Genomic DNA, 14580 nt, shown 5'->3' with positions numbered 1-14580 from the left:
CGAGACGGTGTACGAGAAGTCGGCCGGGGCTGCGCGTGTAGGACTGACAGGAGGGGCTACCGTTCGCTAGGATTCGAACGTCGGTTCGAGCTTGTTAACGGTGATGGAGTGGGGGGACACGATGGGTGAGCTCTCGGCCGCTATCGACCACCTGGCCACCGAGGATGTGACCGAGATACCCACGATGCAGCTCGCCGAGCAGTTGCTGGAGCTGCACTGGCAGATGGCGAGGCTGCAGGCCCAGATCGCCCGCCGCACGGGCGTGCGACTGCCCGGATAGAAAGCGAACCGCCGCCGACCCTGGTGCGGGCCGGCGGCGGGGCCGCGGCTCACGGCGCCGCCACCCTGCAGACTTGGGCGGCGCCGGCGAGCGCGGCGGGGGTCGGGAAGCCACTCCCGGGGATGGGCTCCCGCAGGATGCGGGGCCCGGCGATGCTTCAGAGGGTGCGGAGCTCGGGTCCGCCAGAGGATCAGCGGTAGTGCCAGGGGTCCCGGACCATGCTGGTGAGGGCGGCCGTGGTCCAGCCCAGCGCGGCGACGGTGTCGGTGTAGGCGCTGGTGGCCTTCGTCCCGTTGGTGGAGACCAGGGCGGAGGCGTCCTCGACGAGCGGGGCGATCTCATCGATGGAGGCGACCTGAGTGGTGCCGGGCAGCGACTCCAGCAGCGGCGCCGTCTCGGCGGGCGCCACGCGGCCGACGAGCGGCGCCAGACGTCCGTTGCTGGATCGCGGCAGCGCCTGCTTCGCGGCACGCGACATGCCGACGACCGTTTCCTGCAGCGACAGGTGGGCCACGCCTGTCGTGGCGCCGTCCAGCGCCGACGTGGCGCCGTCCAGCGCCTCGGTGGAGCCGTAGCGTCCGCCGGGCACCATCCGGGTCGTCGACAGCGACGCCGTGGCGCCGCCGAGCGAGCCTTCGAACAGGTAGGCGACCTGGGCGAAGGCGCCCTCGAACGTGTCCTCCTGCGTCGGCTTGACCTGCGCCCTGGGCTTGGCCGGGCGCGAGGCGGCGAGGCCGTCCAGAGGCAGGGTGTTGGACAGGCCGTCGATGCCGGGGCGTCCCTGCGGCCTGGTCTGGTTCTGCGCGGGCTTGGCGGAGGCCTTGGCGGCTGCGCCGAACAGCCCGTCCAGCAGGCCGCCGGCGAGCCCGCCCACCAGGCCGTCGAGCGGCGAGTCGTCGCCGATCCGGGCCTGGTCGCGCTTCGTGGGCGAGGCGCCGAGGTCCCCGGCCTGGGCCTGCGCCGGCACGGCGAGTGCCGCCGCGAGCCCGAATGCCGTTACGGCGACCGCCGTCTTCATTACACGTTTCATGATTTGCCTTCCCGGCTCGTGATCGATCGCTTCGGAGAGCATTGAATTGCGAATCGATAACCCCCGAATGCCGTGGCGTACACGCTATGGGCACCGCACGAAGCGCGCCGTCCGCGGCTGAGCTACGGATGCAGTTCTATCACCGCGCACGACCCCGGGTGAGCCGCTAAAAGCCCGCGTGACAAGGGCTTTGTGGGTAAGTTACCGAGCCCGAAAGGGGTCACACAGGGGGAGACAAATCGGGAAATAGAGGGGGGCTAATTCGGATATTCCATGGACGCTTCCGGCGTCCGTAAGTGCGCTTTCCCCGGCCCGCGCCAGGAGCTCGACAAAATGAATGTCACGGGCCGGGGGCGCAGATTTTCCGCTTGCGGTGGCCGCCCTTGACCGCCTCAGGCCCCGAGCGAGGCGGCGACCTCGAACGGGAAAGCGTCGGCGAAGGCCGGCCGCAGGTCCGTCAGCCAGACGGCCGACGGGTCGTACCGCGCGAAGAACGGCCGCCCCACCAAGGACGGGTCCCGCGCCTGGATGAGGTGGAGCACGAACACCCGCTGACCGGCGATCTCGGTGACGCCGTCGACGCACACCTTCCCCGGCGTCGCCGACATGGACGGCCCGCGGACCGTCCTGCAGAGCCCGGAGACGCTCGCGTACGCGTCCCTGAAGATCTCGTACGCGCGGCCGAGCGGCACCGCGAAGTAGTCCTGCGGACCGGTGTCACGCTCGACGAACATGTAGTACGGGATCATCCCCATGCGGTGCTGGCGCCGCCACATGGTCTCCCAGACGGCCGGGTCGTCGTTGATCGACCTGATGAGCGGCGCCTGGGTGCGGATCGTCGCCCCGCTGCCCAGGATCCGTTCCACCGCGGACTCGACCAGCGGCGACTCCAGCTCGCGCGGGTGCGAGAAGTGCGCCATGAACGCGAGGTTCTTGCCTGCCTTGACGACCTCCTCGAACAGGCCGAGCGTGGCGTCGGCGTCGGGGTCGGTGACGAAGCGCTGCGGCCAGTAGCCCAGCGCCTTGGTGCCGATCCTGATGGACTCGAGCTGCTCCAGCTCCAGCAGCGGCCCGATGTAGCGCCTGATCACCGGCTCACCCATGATCATGGCGTCGCCGCCGGTGATCAGGACGCTGGTCACCTCGGGATGCTGGCGGAGGTAGGCGACCATCTGGTCGATGTCGTCGGAGGCGAACTTGAGGTCGGCGTCGCCGACGAACTGCGCCCACCGGAAGCAGTAGGTGCAGTAGGCGTGACAGGTCTGCCCTTGCTTCGGGAAGAAGAGCACGGTCTCCGGATACTTGTGCTGCATCCCGGGCACCGGCTCCTCGCCGATGCGCGGCACGTTGAGCTCCTTCTGGCCGGCGGGGTGCGGGTTGAGCTGCGCTCTGACCTTGTTCGCCTCCGCCTGGATCTCCCCGTTGGGCGCCTCGGCCTTGAGCAGGTCGGCCAGCCGGGCCACATCGGCCTCGGGCAGCATGTCGGCCTGCGGGAAGACGAGACGGTACATGGGGTCGTCGGGCGCCGCCGACCAATCTATGAGTTCATCGACGACGTAGGCGTTCGTCCGGAAGGGCAGCACCGTGGCCACGGCCCGCACCTTCAGCCGCTCCCCGTCATCGAGCCCGGCGCGTCGCAGGAGCTCGTCGAGGTGCTTGGACGTGTACGCCTTGAAGCGTCGCGTACCTGCTTGGTTCAAGATCACTAGGCCTTTCCCGTCTTTTTTGTTCGATCGGATGTAAACCTCACGCCCCCGTCGCGCGTCTATGGCTCTTATACCGAGAGTAGGCTGCCCGCGGCTATGGTTCGGAGGGTGCTCCAAGTTTCTTGGGAGAATTGAAATCACGACATATCTTGATTTGACCTAAACTGGCGGTGTGACCCACGACCCTGCCCTCCGGGCCTCCGACGCCGACCGCGACCAGGTCGCCGCGCTGCTCAACGAGGCCTACGCCAGTGGACGACTCACGAGCCCCGAGCACGCCGACCGTCTCGAGGCCACCTACCAAGCTCGCACCATGGGCGAGCTGGAGCCCCTGATCGTGGACCTGCCCAAGGTCCGGTCCTCCACGGCCGCCGCGCCCATCGCGACGGAGCAGACCGTCAACGCCGTCTTCAGCAAGGTCGTCAAGCGCGGGCGCTGGATCGCCTCCCGCCACACCCGCCTGTCGGCCACGTACGGCGCGCTCATCGTCGACCTGTCGGAGGCCGTGCTCCCCGGCCGCGAGATCACCCTTTCCATCAGCGCGTTCGCGGCCAAGCTGATCATCCGGGTGCCGCCGAACGCCCAGGTCATCGACGAGGTCGGCGCCATGTTCGCCAAGCGCCAGGTCTCGGGCGACAACACCCCCGACGGCGACGGCCCGGTGATCAGGGTGACCGGCCGGGTCACCTTCGGCAAGGTCGTCGTGGCCCGCACCGTCCACGACTGGAACCTGAGCGGCGACGCCTAGTCCTGCCCGCCGGTTAGCCTGGTGACGGCCTCGCCTACCATTCGGACGGCCAAGCGACACGCCGTACGAGGTGACTTTTGCCAGACAGCAGGCCGATCGCGGTCGACGCCATGGGCGGCGACCGCGCGCCCCACGAGATCGTGGCGGGCGCCGTGCACGCCGTGCGCGAGCGCGGGCTGCCGGTCGTCCTCGTCGGCTCGCCACGCGTGCTGTACGAGTCACTCGCCGAACACGACGCGGCCCACGAGATCCCCATCGTGCGCGCCGAGGAGGCGCTCGCCATGGACGAGGGCGCGCTGGCCAGCCTGCGCCGGCCCCGCTCCAGCATCGCGGTCGCCTGCCACCTCCTGCGCCGCGGCGACGTGTCGGCCGTGGTCTCCGCCGGCTCGACCGCGGGCATCGTGGCCACCGGCAAGCTGCGGCTCAAGACCCAGCAGGGGGTGCTCCGCCCGGCGCTCGCGGTCGCGCTGCCCACCCTGCCGCACCCCACGCTGCTCCTGGACGCGGGCGCGAACGCCGAGGTCAAGCCGGAGATCCTGGTCCAGTTCGGCCACCTCGGCGCCGCCTACGCCGAGCTGGCCTTCGGCATCGCCGAGCCCCGGGTGGGCCTGCTCACGATCGGCAGCGAGGCGGAGAAGGGCAACAAGCTCGTCCGCCGAGCCCACGAGCTGCTCGACGCCGCCCCCGCGCTGACCTTCGCCGGCAACGTCGAGGGCTACGACCTGCTGACCGGGCGGGCCGACGTGATCGTCACCGACGGGTTCACCGGCAACGTGGCGCTCAAGACCATGGAGGGCGCCGTCCGCTACGCCTTCGACGAGCTGCGGCGGTCCGTGAGCGAGAGCCGGATGGCCAAGTTCGGCGCGTTCATGCAGCGCTCCCGGCTGCGCGAGCTGAGCGGCCGGCTCGACGCGGAGGCGTACGGCGGCGCGGTGCTGCTCGGGCTCAACGGCACCGTCGTCGTCGCGCACGGCTCGTCCAGCGCCAGAGGAGTCAGCGCGGCCTGCCGGCTCGCCGCCGACCTGTCGGCGGGCGGGCTGACGTCCCGGATCGGCGAGCGGATAAGCGCCCACAGATCACGCTGAAAGCCGTAGGGTGATCCCCGTCCGCCTATCAGGGGAATCAGGCGGACCGACGCCGGCGGGGAGACCCGCTCAGTGACGTTGCCGCAGGTCGGGGGGTTCGCGGTGGACGGAGTCATGTCGCTGGACGGGCTCACGTCGGCGCAGGTCGCACGGGCGAGACCGAACGTGGTGCCGCGCCGGTCCAGCCGGTCGCTCGCCGCCATCATCAGGGCGAACGTCTTCACGCTCTTCAACCTCGTCATCGGCGTCCTGTGGGCGCTCATCCTCGTCTTCGGCGCGTGGCAGGACAGCGTGTTCGGCCTGATCATGGTGGCCAACGTGCTGATCGGCGTCGTCCAGGAGCTGCGCGCCAAGCGCACGCTGGACCGGCTGGCCGTGGTCGGCGAGAGCCCCGTGACGGTCCGCCGCGACGGCGCGGACCGGCGCGTCCCGCCGCACGAGGTGGTCCTCGGCGACCTGATCGTGCTCGGCCCCGGCGACGCGCTGCTGGTCGACGGCGAGATGATCGTCTCCGCCGGGCTGGAGGTCGACGAGTCGCTCCTGACGGGCGAGGCCGACCCGGTGCGCAAGGAGCCCGGCGACCCGGTGCTGTCGGGCAGCTTCGCCGTCGCCGGAACCGGCGTGTTCAGGGCCACCGCCGTCGGCACCGACGCGTACGCCGCCCGGCTGGCCGAGGAGGCGAGCCGTTTCCACCTCGCGCACTCCGAGCTGCGTGACGGCGTCGCCCGGTTCATCCGCTACATCACCTGGCTGGTCATCCCCATCGGCGCGCTGCTCACCTACAGCCAGCTGAGCAACTCGGCCGACTTCGCCACCGCCATCACCGGCGCGGTCGCCGGGATCGTCACCATGATCCCCGAGGGCCTGGTGCTGACGACCTCCATCGCCTTCGCCGTGGGCGTGGTCAGGCTCGGCCGCCGCCGCTGCCTGGTCCAGGAGCTGCCCGCGATCGAGGGCCTGGCCCGAGTGGACGTGCTCTGCCTGGACAAGACCGGCACGCTCACCGCCGGCGGCATGACGCTCGACCGCGTCGTGCCGCTGCGCGAGGGCCGCCCGGTGGACGACGCGCTCGCCGCGCTCACCGCCGCCGACGGCCACCCGAACGCCACCGCCCGCGCGATCAGCGACCGCTTCCCCTCCGCGCGCTGGCGTCCGCTGGCCACCGTGCCCTTCTCCTCCGAGCGCAAGTGGAGCGGCGCCGACTTCGGCCCGCACGGGGTGTGGCTGCTCGGCGCCCCCGACGTGCTGCTCGCCCCGTCGGCCCCGGAGCGCGCCCAGGCGGCGGAACTCGCCGCCACCGGCGCCCGCGTCCTGGCCTTATGCCGTACGAACCGGCTCCCGGACGGCAGCCGTCCCCCGGCGAGCCCTCGTACTGACCCGATCACGGCGGACGCACACGCCGCGAGCCACCGTACGGACCCGATCACGGCGGACGCCCTCCCTGAGGACGCCCGTACGGACCTGTCCGTGATCGGCGTCGAGGAGGGCGAGCCGGTGGCGCTCGTCGTGCTCAAGCAGCGCGTCCGCCCCGACGCCCACGAGACGCTGGAGTACTTCGAGCGGCAGGGCGTCAGCGTGAAGATCGTCTCCGGCGACGACCCGCGCTCGGTGTCCGCGATCGCCGCCGGCCTCAACGTGCCCGGCGCCGACCGCGCGGTGGACGCGCGCACGCTGCCGGACGACGAGGACGCGCTCGGCGAGGCGCTCGACGCCGCCACCGTCTTCGGCCGGGTCAGCCCCCAGCAGAAGCGACTCTTCGTCACAGCCCTGCGCAAACGCGGCCACACCGTCGCCATGACCGGCGACGGCGTCAACGACGTGCTCGCGCTCAAGGAGGCCGACCTCGGCATCGCGATGGGCGCGGGCAGCCCCGCCACCAAGGCCGTCGCCCAGGTCGTGCTGCTGGACAACCGGTTCGCGGCCCTCCCGCACGTGGTCAACGAGGGCCGCCGGGTGCTGGCCAACATCGAGCGGGTCTCCGGGCTGTTCCTCACCAAGACCTTCTACGCGATCGTGCTGTCGCTGATGACCGGGGTCGCGGGGATGATGTTCCCGTTCACGCCCCGCCATTCCACGCTGGTGAACGCCGTCACCATCGGCCTGCCCGCCCTCTTCCTGGCGCTCGCGCCCACGCTGGAGCGGGCCAGCCCCGGGTTCGTGCCCCGGGTGCTCAGGTTCGCCGTGCCCGCCGGGGTGATCTGCGCCTTCGCGGTCCTGCTGGCGTTCCGCGCCGCGGCCGGGGGCGCGCTGGAGGAGCAGCGGACCGCGGCCGTGCTCGCGCTCTTCCTCACCACGTGGTGGGTGCTCGTCCTCGTCGCCAGGCCGCTCGACCGGTGGCGGGTGGCCCTGGTCGCGGCCATGGCCGGGCTGTTCGCGCTGGCCCTGGCGAGCCCGTTCGTACGGGAGGTCTTCGAACTCCGCCCCGGCGGTCCGCACGACGATCTGATCGCCGTCGGCATCGCTCTCGTGGCCTGCGCCGGCATCAGCATCGCGGTCAAGGTCGCCGGTACTCTTAGGACATGACCGACCCGCAGAAAGTGCTCACCGAGCGCGTCCAGCAGGCGCTGGCGTCCGCGTTCGGCGCCGAGTACGCCGACGCAGATCCGCTGATCCGGCCCTCCCAGTTCGCCGACTTCCAGGCGAACGTCGCGATGAGCCTGGCCAAGCGGCTGCGACGAGCCCCGCGGGAGGTCGCCGAGTCGATCAGGGCCGAGCTGTCCGACTTCCCCGGCGCCGTCGAGGTCAGCGGCCCGGGCTTCCTCAACATCACGCTCGACGACGGGTGGATCGAGTCCCAGGCGTCCCTCGTCTTCAAGGACCCGCGCTCCGGCGTCGCCACGATCGCCCCCGCGCAGACCGTCGTCATCGACTACTCGGCGCCCAACGCCGCCAAGGAGATGCACGTCGGCCACCTGCGCACGACCATCGTCGGCGACTGCCTGGCCCGCGTGCACGAACACCTCGGCAACCACGTCGTCAGGCAGAACCACCTGGGCGACTGGGGCACCCCGTTCGGCATGCTCATCGAGCACCTCCTCGACATCGGCGAGGAGGCCGCGGTCGCCCAGCTCGAAGCCGGCCAGGGGACTGAGTACTATCAGGCCGCCCGCGCCAAGTTCGACGGCGACGAGTCGTTCAAGCAGCGCTCGCGCGTACGGGTGACCACGCTCCAGTCGGGCGACCCGGAGACCATGCGGCTGTGGCACGTCTTCATGGACGCCACCGTGCGCTACTTCAACAAGGTCTACACGATGCTCGGCGTCACCCTGACCGACGCCGACCTCGCCGGCGAGAGCATGTACAACCCGATGCTGGAGAAGACCTGCCAGGATCTGGAGGCGGCCGGCGTCGCCACGATCAGCGAGGGCGCGCTCTGCGTGTTCCCGCCCGGCTTCACCGGCTCCGACGACAAGCCGCTGCCGCTCATTATCAGGAAGAGCGACGGCGGCTACGGCTACGCCTCCACCGACATGGCCGCCATCCGCTACCGGGTGCACGACCTCAAGGCCGACCGCATCCTCTACGTCGTGGGCGCCGACCAGGCGCTCCACTTCCGCATGGTGTTCGCCGCCGCCGAGCTGGCCGGCTGGCTGCCCGACTCGGTCTCCGCCGAGCACGTGCAGATCGGCATGATGCTGGGCAAGGACGGCCGCCGGTTCAAGACCCGCTCGGGCGAGTCCGTCAAGCTGATGGACCTGCTGCAGGAGGCGATCGACCGGGCGTCCGCGGCCATCGCCGAACGCGGCTACGACCAGGCCACCCGCGAGGAGATCACCCACGCCGTCGGCATGGGCGCGGTGAAGTACGCCGACCTGTCGGTCAACCACGACAGCGAGTACGTCTTCGACTTCGACCGCATGCTGGGCTTCACCGGCAACACCGGCCCCTACATGCAGTACGCGACCGCCCGGATCCGGTCCATCTTCCGCAAGGCGGGCCGCTCCCCCGACGACACCACGGGTCCGATCGTGCTGGGCGAGCCCGCCGAGCGCGCGCTGGGCCTCCACCTGCTCGGCTTCGGCGAGACGCTGGAGCAGGTGGCCGCCCAGTCGGAGCCGCACCGGCTGTGCGCGTTCCTGTTCGAGGCGGCCAGCCTGTTCAGCACCTTCTACGAGGAGTGCCCGGTCACCAAGGAGGGCGTCGACCCGGAGACCAGCGCGCGACGGCTGGCGCTCTGCGCGCTGACGCTGCGCGTGCTGGAGACGGGCCTCGACCTTCTGGGCGTCCCCGTACCCGAGCGCATGTAACAGGCGATTCGATCAAAGTCCCCGTTCCGCTGTGGCGCGCCTCCGCCTCGGAGGCGTGCCACGCGGGTTACCCTTTACGGGGTCATGAACTGAGGCCGAATTGGGGGAGTTCTCTGCCTTGAGCACGGACCTGACCGCGAGCCCCCAAGCAGCCAACGAGCTACGGCGCTACGCCGAGGCGTTGCTGGCGCACCTGGCCGCGAACGGCAGCGCGCCCCCCGCACCACCCGGCTTCACCGACATCCCCGGCCACTGGCTGCCGCCCGCCGTCGAGGCGCTGGTCACCATCCTCGCCGGCGACGACCCGCTGGAGCCGCTGAGCAGAGCCGCCTCGCGCGACCAGCAGCAGACCGCGGTCTTCCTCTGCCTGGCGCTGGCCGTCGCCGGCCACGGCAGCCGCATCCACGCCTCCTGGCTCGGCACCGCCTTCGGCGACCTCTCACTCGACCGGCCCGTCTCCCACGGCCAGCGGGCGCTCTGGCTGGCCGCCGCCCGCGGCGCCTACGGCCCCGCCGGCAAGATCTTCGTGCTGCGCAAGCTCGACGCGCTCGCCGTGCAGGAACAGGCCGACCCGCGCCAGTGGGTGCAGGCGCTCGTGCCCGGCGAGCCGTCCGTGGTGGTGCCCGCCTCGCTCGTCGACTTCCCCGAGATGGCGGAGATCCCCGAGCTGGCCAGGCCGGCCCAGGCCGCCGCCCGGCTGACCCGGTTGCGGGCCCGCTGCGAGGAGATCACCTCGGCCCGCCAGTCCGACCAGGGCTCGGCCGCGCCGCTCGCCAACTCCGGCGCCACCCCCGCCGCCACCTGGGCCGAGGACGAGCCGCTGGCCGTGCTCCGCGCCATGATCGGGCTGAGCGGGCCACCCGGACCGCAGGCCTCGCTCGACTCCCACCTGCTCGACGACCTTCGCCCCGGCTCCGACCCCCACCTGACGGCGATCGCCCTGCACGTCGCGGCGCCCATCCTGCGTGGCGTCGCGGAGGAGCTGGAGTCCGACAGCAGGCTGGAGCCGCCGCCGTCGGTCACCGTGTCGTTGCTCGGCCACCGGGTCGAGCTCCGCCCTGAAGGCCCCGACGAGGAGTCGCTGGCCGTCGCCGAAGCGGCCATCTCCGCCGCCGTGCCGGCCCCGCCCCGCGCTCCGTGGGCGCCGGGGCTGCTGGTGCTCGGCGGGCTGACCTGCCTGGTCGCCGCCTTCCTCACCCACCCGGTCACGGCCGCCGCCGGGGTCGTGCTCTTCGCGCTGGCCGGGTGGCTGCTCTGGCAGCGCCGCGAGCGCGTCCTGTCAGACGCCGCGTACGTCGCGGCGCAGGTGAGCGAGCTGAGGGAGCTGGCCGACGGCGCGGTGTGGGCCCTGCACGCCTACGCCCGAGAGGCCGAAGGCCGCGCCAAGCAGGCCGCGGAAGACGCGACCGACATCACCCGCCTGATCCGCCGCGGCCCCCGCGCGGCCTGATCGATCATCGCCTGTCCCGCCCACAGCCTCGGCCGCAGCGGACCGCGCAGGCCGTGCCGACTCCCCGCCCGCGCCGGCACGTGGCCTGGCGCGGGTCAGGTCGTCTCGATCTCGACGTGCGCGGGCGCCAGCAGGAAGACGCGGTCGGCGATGCGCTCGATCCGCCCCTCGCAGCCATAGGCCAGACCGGCGGCGAAGTCGACCATGCGCGTCGCCTCCGGCATCGCCATGCCCGTCACATCCATGATCACCGTCTGGCCGTCGCGGAAATACTGGCCGATCAACGGTGCGTCGTTGTACTTCAGCGGCTGGACCATCACGATCCGTGACGACTCGATGGTGGCCCGCCACCGGCGCGCCGCCCGCTCCGTGGCAGGCATGTACTCCTCTTCGTACTGCCCGTCGTCGTCATAAGCCTCGTCATACTGATCAACCGCGCCCAGGCCCAGGTAACCCGCAACCTTACGCACTGCCCCCATCGGCTTGTCCTTTCCTCAGGAACTCACCGCAATCGGCACGTCCCGACACATTGGACGGTAACCGACGATTCCGCGTTCGCCATGCGACACGCCCAGCACTAATTCCATTTTGTACGGCTAGCGTCCTGGTTTCACCCCGATATCTGGCCCCCTATAGCATCGGCTCATGCGCCTGTTCATCGTCGACGCCTTCACCGACACAGCTTTCCAGGGTAATCCCGCAGGCGTGTGCCTGCTGGAAGATCGGGTCCCCGACGTGTGGATGCAGTCGCTCGCGGCCGAGCTGAAGCTGTCGGAGACCGCCTTCCTGCTGGGTGATTCGCTGCGCTGGTTCACGCCGAAGGTGGAGGTCACGCTGTGCGGGCACGCCACCCTCGCCACGGCGCACGTCCTGTATTCGACGGGCGTCGCGCATGGCCCGGTGAAATTCGCCACGGCGAGCGGAACGCTCACGGTGAATCGCCAACCGGACGGAATGATCACCATGGATTTTCCGGTCAAGGAAGTGACTGCCACCACAGTTCCCGAAGGTCTGGAGAAGGCACTCGGCGCCACCCCCGTGCATGTTTCGAAGGGCGCCCTCGACCTGCTGGTCGAGCTGGATTCGGCGGAGACGGTGAGAACCTTGCGGCCCGATATCGACGCCCTCGCGGCGATCGACGCACGCGGAGTGATCGTCACCGCCCGGGGTACCGAGACCGACTTCGTCTCCCGGTTCTTCGCGCCAAAGGTCGGCGTGCCCGAGGACCCGGTGACGGGCTCGGCCCACTGCGCTCTGTCGCCGTACTGGTCTGCCAGGCTCGGCCGCGAGACGCTGACCGGCGCCCAGCTGTCGGAGCGGGGCGGGCTGGTGCGGGTGACCCTCGCCGGTGATCGCGTGCACCTCGCGGGCCACGCGGTCACTGTTGTCTCGGGCACCATGCAACTCCAGCCTCCCTCCTGAATCACTGGCCTGCCCGCATAACAGCAGTTCTCACCTGACGTCCAGTTGCAATTTGATATCAGCGGATGAACAGGAGGCTTCTCGCGGTGTCGCGGAACCCGAGTCCGCTGTATAGACGTGCCGGTACGGGATACCCGTCGTCGCCGCGCGGCGCCACCACGGCCTGCTTGGCGCCAGCCGCCCGCGCCGCGCGCAGCGCCGCCAGGCACACCGCCTTGGCCAGTCCCTTGCCCCGGTGCGCGGGCACGGTGCCGACCGGCTCGATCAGCGCCACGTCGCGGTCGTCGAGCCAGAGCAGGCAGTACGCGGCCGTGCCGCCGTCGGGCCCGATCGCGCACCAGTCGAGGTCCTCCCGGTACGGCCAGGCCGCGCGGACGGCCGCGTAGCTCTCCTCGGTGACGCGCGACGGGTGGAAGGCCGCCCGATGGGCCGCCACCCGTCCGGGCACGTCACGCACCGCTTCCAGCCGGAACCCCGCGGGCGGCTCCGGCTCGGGCAGGCCGTCGAGGTCTCGTACCATCTGCACGAAGAACGGCCCGTCCTTCTCCCGTGCGTAGCCGCGCTCCTCCAGCGCGGCGACCAGGTGCGGCTCCCCGCTCGACACCTCGACCTGCCGCTCTCCGGCCGGCACGATCTCCTCGAACCAGCGCAGCACGTCGTGCGCCAACTCGGCCCGTTCGGGGTCGACCGCCAGGTTGAGATATCCGGGCAGGTGGATCCACCCCCAGGCCAGGGTCCGCCGATCGGCCCGCCACAGCATGGTGGGCCACTCCGGCTCCCGCCCGGTGTGCTGGAGCCGTCCCCAGGCCAGGTCGCCGGCGTGCCAGCGCGCCCGCGGCGACCAGATCCGGCCGGTGAGCTCCTGCATGGCCCGCAGATCCCGGGGACCGCCGTAACATGTCACGATCACCCCGCCATCCTCGCCCACCCCCGCCCGGTGGCGCACCCTGGTATCCGCGACACGAAAAGCCCCCACCCCGCGATGACGCGGGGTGGGGGCTGCCTTGGCGGATCAGGACTCCTGGAGCAGTTCCAAGGTGTCTCCGGTGACGTCGGAGGCCAGCGCGAACGCCTTCTCCGCCTCCGGAAGGGAGTGCGCCAGTTCCTGCGCCTTCCGCAGGCTCTCCTGGGAGTCCCACCGCCAGACGCCGACCCAGGTCCCGTCCTCGGTCCGCCCCAACCTCGCCTCCTCCAGCCCCGGAACCGCGGACCGCACCGTGGACGCCAGAGTGGCGTGCCTGTCCTGCACCTCCTCGGAGTCCTCCGGCTTGGCCTTGAATCGGGTGATGGCGATGACGGGCTTCTTCGTGTTCTCTGCACTCATATCGACGAGCGTGCCCGGCCCTCCTCGTACCTCCCGCACAAACCCCGCACACCGGCCTGAGCCCGCGGGCAGGTCCGCGACGATGGGACCGTGGACTACGACACGCTCATAACGGAAGCGCTCGCCGCCCCGATCGGCGGCTGGGATTTCAGCGCCTTCGCCGGCCGCTACGTCACGGGCAGCCCGCCATGGAGTTACGAGGAAGTCGTAAGGGAACGCCTCCCCCGCGTGCGCTCCCTGCTGGACATCGGCACGGGAGGCGGCGAGTTCCTGTCGTCGCTCGCCCCGCTGCCGGCACACACCGCCGCCACCGAAGGGCACCCGCCGAACGTCGCCATCGCCAGGGAACGCCTGACGCCTCTCGGCGTCGAGGTGGCGGCCGTCGACGGGAACGCGCTGCCGTTCCCGGAGGGCTCCTTCGAGCTCGTCGTCAGTCGGCATCACGCCTACGACCCCGATGAGGTCCTCCGCGTTCTGGTGCCGCACGGCACCCTTCTCACTCAGCAGGTGGGTGGCTGCGACCTGGCAGAGCTCAACGAGGCCCTGGCCGCCCCTCCGCACCCGCACCGTCGCTGGGATCTGGAGCGCGCCATCGCCGCCCTTGAGAAGGCCGGCTTCGCCGTCACCTGGCAGGCCGAGTCGTTCATTCCAGCCCAGTTCCGCGACATCGGTGCGGTCGTCCAGTTCCTGCGGGTGGTCCCGTGGCAGGTGCCGGACTTCGATGTGCGGAGGTACGAGTCCGCCCTGCGCGCCTTGCACGAACGGATGCAGGCAGGGCATGCCCTCTGCGCTCGCTCTCACCGCTTCGCTCTGATCGCCTGTCCCAGGTGAAGGCACGTGAACGAGTGAGGGCCTCGGCGATCACGCCGAGGCCCCAGAAACAAGAAAAGCCCCGAAGCCGTAGCCTCGGGGCTCAACAAGGAAAGGCCCCGACAGAAACTGTCGGGGCCTTTCCCATATGAAAATTGTCCGGCGGTGACCTACTCTCCCACACCCTCCCGAGTGCAGTACCATCGGCGCAGAGAAGCTTAACTTCCGGGTTCGGAATGTAACCGGGTGTTTCCTTCCCGCCATAACCGCCGTAACCCTCCGAAACACACAAACCACAGGGTTTGTTGTCTCAGAATTGCCTAGTGGACGCGAGCAAAACTCAAAAAGAATGCTTTGTGGTCAAGTCCTCGGCCTATTAGTACCGGTCAGCTCCACACGTTACCGCGCTTCCACCTCCGGCCTATCAACCCGGTCGTCTACCGGGAGCCTTACCCCTTCACAGGGTGGGAGACCTCAT

At 70.5% G+C, this 14580-nt stretch carries 13 protein-coding genes and 2 rRNA genes; 8 read left to right on the top strand and 7 right to left on the bottom strand.

Features of this window, described 5'->3' with window-relative positions:
- Window positions 1-121: 121 nt before the first annotated feature.
- Window positions 122-280, top strand: coding sequence for a hypothetical protein (locus ABD999_RS27990; RefSeq protein WP_187281663.1), 159 nt, complete (start codon window positions 122-124; stop codon window positions 278-280).
- 190 nt (window positions 281-470) lie between these two features.
- Here ABD999_RS27990 and ABD999_RS27985 read toward each other — a convergent pair whose 3' ends face one another.
- Together ABD999_RS27985 and ABD999_RS27980 are read right to left on the bottom strand one after the other, a co-directional pair.
- Window positions 471-1310 carry a hypothetical protein gene (locus tag ABD999_RS27985; RefSeq protein WP_271279790.1) on the bottom strand — a complete coding sequence of 280 codons (840 nt, stop codon included), beginning with the start codon at window positions 1308-1310 and terminating at the stop codon, window positions 471-473.
- Window positions 1311-1702: 392 nt separating this feature from the next.
- Window positions 1703-3016 carry a KamA family radical SAM protein gene (locus tag ABD999_RS27980; RefSeq protein WP_271279789.1) on the bottom strand — a complete coding sequence of 438 codons (1314 nt, stop codon included), beginning with the start codon at window positions 3014-3016 and terminating at the stop codon, window positions 1703-1705.
- A 172-nt stretch (window positions 3017-3188) separates the two neighbouring features.
- On the opposite strand from ABD999_RS27980, the gene ABD999_RS27975 reads away from it, so the two are divergent.
- The 5 genes from ABD999_RS27975 (at window position 3189) to ABD999_RS27955 (ending at window position 10546) form a co-directional block, all read left to right on the top strand.
- Window positions 3189-3764, top strand: a complete 576-nt coding sequence (locus ABD999_RS27975) for a DUF1707 SHOCT-like domain-containing protein (protein WP_271279788.1) — start codon at window positions 3189-3191, stop codon at window positions 3762-3764.
- A 77-nt stretch (window positions 3765-3841) separates the two neighbouring features.
- Complete coding sequence (gene plsX / locus ABD999_RS27970) at window positions 3842-4849, top strand: phosphate acyltransferase PlsX (protein WP_271279787.1); 1008 nt, start codon at window positions 3842-3844, stop codon at window positions 4847-4849.
- Between the two features lie 114 nt (window positions 4850-4963).
- Window positions 4964-7372, top strand: coding sequence for an HAD-IC family P-type ATPase (locus tag ABD999_RS27965; protein WP_417629323.1), 2409 nt, complete (start codon window positions 4964-4966; stop codon window positions 7370-7372).
- A complete protein-coding gene (gene argS, locus ABD999_RS27960; RefSeq protein WP_271279785.1) occupies window positions 7369-9096 on the top strand; it encodes an arginine--tRNA ligase in 1728 nt (575 codons plus the stop codon). The genes ABD999_RS27965 and argS overlap by 4 nt, the downstream gene beginning before the upstream one ends.
- Window positions 9097-9214: 118 nt before the next feature.
- A complete protein-coding gene (locus ABD999_RS27955) occupies window positions 9215-10546 on the top strand; it encodes a hypothetical protein (protein ID WP_345482965.1) in 1332 nt (443 codons plus the stop codon).
- Window positions 10547-10641: 95 nt separating this feature from the next.
- Here ABD999_RS27955 and ABD999_RS27950 read toward each other — a convergent pair whose 3' ends face one another.
- A complete protein-coding gene (locus ABD999_RS27950; protein WP_148035150.1) occupies window positions 10642-11025 on the bottom strand; it encodes a cell division protein SepF in 384 nt (127 codons plus the stop codon).
- A 166-nt stretch (window positions 11026-11191) separates the two neighbouring features.
- Here ABD999_RS27950 and ABD999_RS27945 point away from each other — a divergent pair, with 166 nt between their 5' ends.
- Window positions 11192-11968, top strand: a complete 777-nt coding sequence (locus ABD999_RS27945; protein ID WP_148035151.1) for a PhzF family phenazine biosynthesis protein — start codon at window positions 11192-11194, stop codon at window positions 11966-11968.
- 58 nt (window positions 11969-12026) lie between these two features.
- On the opposite strand, the gene ABD999_RS27940 is transcribed toward ABD999_RS27945, so the two are convergent.
- Entirely contained in the window at window positions 12027-12878 is an 852-nt protein-coding gene (locus ABD999_RS27940) for a GNAT family N-acetyltransferase (protein WP_271279783.1), read from the bottom strand.
- Between the two features lie 102 nt (window positions 12879-12980).
- A complete protein-coding gene (locus ABD999_RS27935; protein ID WP_219550912.1) occupies window positions 12981-13292 on the bottom strand; it encodes an antibiotic biosynthesis monooxygenase in 312 nt (103 codons plus the stop codon).
- Window positions 13293-13382: 90 nt separating this feature from the next.
- On the opposite strand from ABD999_RS27935, the gene ABD999_RS27930 reads away from it, so the two are divergent.
- Window positions 13383-14123 carry a class I SAM-dependent methyltransferase gene (locus tag ABD999_RS27930; protein WP_271279782.1) on the top strand — a complete coding sequence of 247 codons (741 nt, stop codon included), beginning with the start codon at window positions 13383-13385 and terminating at the stop codon, window positions 14121-14123.
- Between the two features lie 136 nt (window positions 14124-14259).
- On the opposite strand, the gene rrf is transcribed toward ABD999_RS27930, so the two are convergent.
- A 5S ribosomal RNA gene (gene rrf / locus ABD999_RS27925) occupies window positions 14260-14376 on the bottom strand.
- Window positions 14377-14458: 82 nt separating this feature from the next.
- Window positions 14459-14580 (bottom strand): 23S ribosomal RNA (locus ABD999_RS27920); the annotation flags it as partial.

Source organism: Nonomuraea ferruginea (assembly GCF_039540635.1).
Classification (GTDB): domain Bacteria; phylum Actinomycetota; class Actinomycetes; order Streptosporangiales; family Streptosporangiaceae; genus Nonomuraea; species Nonomuraea ferruginea.
The sequence above is the reverse complement of the archived record's forward strand: the minus strand, read 5'-3'. Positions and strand labels throughout refer to the sequence as shown.

What these genes read in the sequence shown, in the direction of transcription:
- argS (WP_271279785.1), top strand. Translation starts at nt 7,369, where the DNA reads ATGACCGACCCGCAGAAAGTGCTCACCGAGCGCGTCCAGCAGGCGCTG.
- ABD999_RS27950 (WP_148035150.1), bottom strand. Translation starts at nt 11,025, where the DNA reads ATGGGGGCAGTGCGTAAGGTTGCGGGTTACCTGGGCCTGGGCGCGGTT.
- ABD999_RS27935 (WP_219550912.1), bottom strand. Translation starts at nt 13,292, where the DNA reads ATGAGTGCAGAGAACACGAAGAAGCCCGTCATCGCCATCACCCGATTC.
- ABD999_RS27990 (WP_187281663.1), top strand. Translation starts at nt 122, where the DNA reads ATGGGTGAGCTCTCGGCCGCTATCGACCACCTGGCCACCGAGGATGTG.
- ABD999_RS27965 (WP_417629323.1), top strand. Translation starts at nt 4,964, where the DNA reads ATGTCGCTGGACGGGCTCACGTCGGCGCAGGTCGCACGGGCGAGACCG.
- ABD999_RS27985 (WP_271279790.1), bottom strand. Translation starts at nt 1,310, where the DNA reads ATGAAACGTGTAATGAAGACGGCGGTCGCCGTAACGGCATTCGGGCTC.
- ABD999_RS27945 (WP_148035151.1), top strand. Translation starts at nt 11,192, where the DNA reads ATGCGCCTGTTCATCGTCGACGCCTTCACCGACACAGCTTTCCAGGGT.